General features: G+C 66.4%; 2 protein-coding genes and 1 pseudogene. All 3 read right to left on the bottom strand.

Annotation, left to right across the window (positions count from 1 at the left end):
• Positions 1 to 2,120: translation initiation factor IF-2 (gene infB / locus ACOJTD_RS09615; protein ID WP_420132697.1), on the bottom strand; the 2,120-nt coding region annotated here is incomplete at its 3' end.
• A complete protein-coding gene (locus ACOJTD_RS09610) occupies positions 2,113 to 2,922 on the bottom strand; it encodes an RNA-binding protein (RefSeq protein ID WP_420132696.1) in 810 nt (269 codons plus the stop codon). The genes infB and ACOJTD_RS09610, both read right to left, overlap by 8 nt.
• 60 nt (positions 2,923 to 2,982) lie before the next feature.
• Positions 2,983 to 4,356: pseudogene (gene nusA, locus ACOJTD_RS09605) on the bottom strand (transcription termination factor NusA); the annotation flags it as partial.

Raw genomic sequence — 4,356 nt, 5'->3', positions numbered from 1 at the left:
AGATCGTAGATGATGTTGTAGTAGCGGATCTCGATGCCGTTGCGCTTGGCGGCCGCAGCGGCCTCCTTGTTGGCGCGCACCGAGAAGCCGAGGATGACGGCGTTGAAGCCTTCGGCCAGCGTGACGTCGCTCTCGCTGATGCCGCCGACGCCGGCGTGCAGGATGCGCGCGGCGACTTCGTCGGTGCCGAGCTTCTCCAGCGAGCCGAGGATCGCTTCCAGCGAGCCCTGCACGTCCGCCTTGACGATCAGCGGGAAGTCCTTGCGGCCCGAGGTCTTGAGCTGGCTCATCATCTGCTCGAGCGAACCGCGCATGCCGACCGCAGACGCCGCCTTCTCGCGCTTCTGATGGGCGCGATAGGAGGTGACTTCGCGGGCGCGGGCTTCGCTCTCGACCACGGCGAGACGATCGCCGGCTTCCGGCGGACCATTGAAGCCGAGCACTTCGACCGGCACCGACGGGCCGGCTTCCTGCACGGTTTCACCGATATCCGAAATCAGCGCGCGGACGCGGCCCATTTCGGCGCCGGCCACGATGATGTCGCCGACCTTGAGGGTGCCGCGCTGGACCAGCACGGTGGCGACCGGACCGCGGCCGCGATCGAGCTTGGCTTCGATCACGGTGCCCTCGGCCGGGCGGGTGGTGTTGGTCTTGAGATCGAGCAGTTCGGCCTGCAGCGCGATCATCTCGAGCAGCTTGTCGAGATTGGTCTTGTTCTTGGCCGAGACTTCGACGTCGACGACGTCGCCGCCCATCGATTCGACCTGGACGTTGTGCTGCAGCAACTCGGTGCGGACCCGCTCGGGGCGCGCATCCGGCTTGTCGATCTTGTTGATCGCCACGATGATCGGAACGCCGGCCGCCTTGGCGTGATTGATCGCCTCGATGGTCTGCGGCATCACGCCGTCGTCGGCCGCCACCACCAGGATGACGATGTCGGTGACCTTGGCGCCGCGGGCGCGCATCGCGGTGAACGCGGCGTGGCCGGGCGTGTCGATGAAGGTGATCTTGGTGCCGGTCTCCGGCGAGGTCACCTGATAGGCGCCGATGTGCTGGGTGATGCCGCCGGCTTCGCCCGACACCACGTTGGCCTTGCGCAGCGCGTCGAGCAGCGAGGTCTTGCCGTGGTCGACGTGGCCCATCACGGTCACGACCGGGGAGCGCGGCTCGGTGTCGGTCGAATCGTCGACGACGTCGAACAGGCCCTCTTCCACGTCGGACGCGGCGACGCGCTTGACGGTGTGGCCGAGTTCTTCGGCGATCAGCTGCGCGGTGTCGGCGTCGATGACGTCGTTGATCTTGTGCATCGCGCCTTGCTTCATCAGCATGCGGATGACGTCCACGGCTCGCTCCGACATGCGGTTGGCGAGTTCCTGGATCGAGATGGCTTCCGGAACGACGACTTCACGCACCAGCTTTTCTTTCGGCTCGTTCGAGGCGTGGCCCTTGAGGCGCTGGGTGCGGCGGCGGAACGAGGCGATCGAGCGCTCGCGGACGTCGTCGGCATTGAGCGCGGTGACCAGGGTCAGGCGGCCGCGCTGCTTGGAGGCGCCGGGCTTGTCGGCCGGCTTCCGCGCCGGCTCGCTCTCGCCGAAGCGCTTCTTGGCCTCGGTCTCGGCCTTGCGCTTGGTTTCTTCTTCCTGGCGGTGACGCTCTTCCTCGGCCTTGCGGCGGGCTTCGGCGGCTTCGCGCTCGGCCTTTTCGATCTTTTCCTGCTCGGCGCGGCGGACCGCTTCGATCTCGGCCTGCTTGCGCTCCTCGATCTCGCGGACGCGGGCGTCGGCCAGCGCGGTGGCGCGGGCGCTGCGCTCGTCCTCGGTCAGGGTGCGCAGCACCATGCCGCTACGCGCCTGCTGCTGCGGCGACGGACGCGGCTGCTGACGCGGCGGGGGCGGAGCCGCGGGCGCGGCCGGCGCGGGCTTCTTGGCGACTTCGGGCGCCGCCGGTTCGGGCGCGCCGTCGCCGATGCGTCGCTTGCCCCGCTTTTCGACCACCACCTGCTTGCTACGGCCGTGGCTGAAGCTCTGGCGCACGACCCCCTGCTCGACGCGCGGCTTGAGCGTCAAGGTCTTGGTCGGCATCGTCAGAGTCTTGTCGCCAGGAGTTTTCGTATCAACCATTCAGTCGTCCCAATCCTTCAACGTCGTGCGCATTCGCACGAACTTCGTCAGCAGCTTTTACGTCAGCGGCGTCGTCAGCAGCGTCTTTCGGCGTGTTGATCGTCGTTCCCGCCACAGCCGCACCCGCAATAGCCGCATTGGCATTGCCGTCATCCGCCAGCCGGTATCGGACCAGAATCTGGCAGCGCGACAGGAATGTTTGTCCGGCCGGGCCTGCAAGCAGTGCAGCATGTATCACATTTGACCGCCCCAATGCCAAATCCAATTGTTCGGACGTGAGCACGTTGAGGACGGGAAATTTCCGCGAACCGGGTGCGTCCTCGTCGAATTGACGAGAAACCGCGCCGAGCTTGCGGATTCCATCGGCGGCGCCGTCGGCGGCGTGCAGCATCGCCACCGCTTCGCGGCTCTTCAGCGCAGATTCCACCTTGCCGAAGCCCGAGACCACCTGACGCGCCTTGGCGGCGATCGCCAGCGCGTCGCAGACCGACTGCACCAGCAGCCGCTCGATATCCTGAGCCAGCGTCGGCGAAACCTTGACGTCGCGTTTAAAACCTTTGGCGAACACCCGGCGGCGCACCGCCTGCTCGACCATCTCCCGGGACGCCGTGACCCACAGGCCGCGGCCCGGCAATTTCCGTTTCAGGTCGGCCACCACCTCGCCGGTGGGCGCGACCACGAACCGGATCAGTTCGGATGTCGGCCGAACCTGCCGCGTGACCGCGCACATCCGCTCGGTCGCGGACTTTCCGGTCCGCGGTCCCGCGTCGAGATCTGCAGCATCATCGGCGGCAGCAAGCATTCGGTCGGCAAGCCTTTCATCACTTCAAACGCATCGGTTCGGATCGCGCGGCATGGCGGCTCACTCCGCCTCGGCCTCGGTTTCCGCGTCCTCGCCGGTGGTCTTGGCGAGTTCTTCCTCGGTGATCCAGCCGGCCTTGACGCGGGCCTGCATGATCAGATGCTCGGCGTCCTCACGCGAGATTTCGACGCCGTCGAGAATGCCGGCGTACTTCACCGGCTCGGCGCCTTCCTTGCGTTCGGTCCAGCCGACCAGATCGTCGGTCGCGCAGCCGGCAAGGTCTTCGACCGTCTTGACGTCGCCCTCGCCGAACTTGACCAGCATCTTCGAGGTGACGCCCGGCACGTCCTTGAGGGCGTCCTCGACGCCGAGCTCGAGCCGCCGCGCTTCCATCTCCGACTCGACACGGTCGAGATATTCGCGCGCACGCGTCTGGAGTTCCTCGGCGGTCTCTTCGTCGAAACCTTCGATCGACGCCAGCTCGCGGCTGTCGACCATCGCCAGTTCCTCGACCGAGGTGAAACCTTCGGAGGCAAGCAGCTGGCCGACCACTTCGTCGACGTTCAGCGCTTCCATGAACACCCGGGTCGAATTCTCGAAATCGGCCTGACGGCGCTCGGATTCCTCGGCCTCGGTAAGAATGTCGATGTCCCAGCCGGTGAGCTGCGAGGCCAGACGCACGTTCTGGCCGCGGCGGCCGATCGCGAGGGATAGTTGGTTATTGGTATCCGGAACCACAACCTCGATGCGCTCGCGATCTTCGTCGATCACGACCTTCGAGACTTCGGCCGGCGCCAGCGCGTTCACCACGAAGGTGGCGATGTCCGGCGACCACGGAATGATGTCGATCTTCTCGCCCTGCAGCTCGTTCACCACCGCCTGCACGCGCGAACCGCGCATGCCGACGCAGGCGCCGACCGGATCGACCGACGAGTCGCGCGAGACAACGCCGATCTTGGCGCGCGAGCCCGGATCGCGGGCCACCGCCTTGATCTCGACGATGCCGTCGTAGATTTCCGGAACTTCCTGCGCGAACAGCTTGGCCATGAACTGCGGATGGGTGCGCGACAGGAAAATCTGCGGCCCGCGGGTCTCGCGGCGGACGTCGAAGATATAGGCGCGGACGCGGTCGCCGTTGCGGAAGGATTCGCGCGGCAGCATCTCGTCACGCCGCACGATGGCTTCGCCGCGACCGAGATCGACGATCACGCTGCCATATTCGACGCGCTTGACCACGCCGTTGACGATCTCGCCGATGCGGTCCTTGAATTCGCTGTACTGCCGATCGCGCTCGGCCTCGCGCACCTACAGCACGATCACCTGTTTTGCGGACAGCGCGGCCATGCGGCCGGAATCCCGCGGCGGCAGCGTGTCGGCGATGGTGTAGCCAATCTGGGCGCCCGGGTTGGCGCGCTGCGCGGGCATCAGCGAGAT

The sequence above is a fragment of the Rhodopseudomonas sp. genome (genome assembly GCF_048594845.1).
In the GTDB taxonomy this organism is placed as follows: domain Bacteria; phylum Pseudomonadota; class Alphaproteobacteria; order Rhizobiales; family Xanthobacteraceae; genus Rhodopseudomonas.
This window is presented reverse-complemented; position numbering and strand designations above follow the sequence as displayed.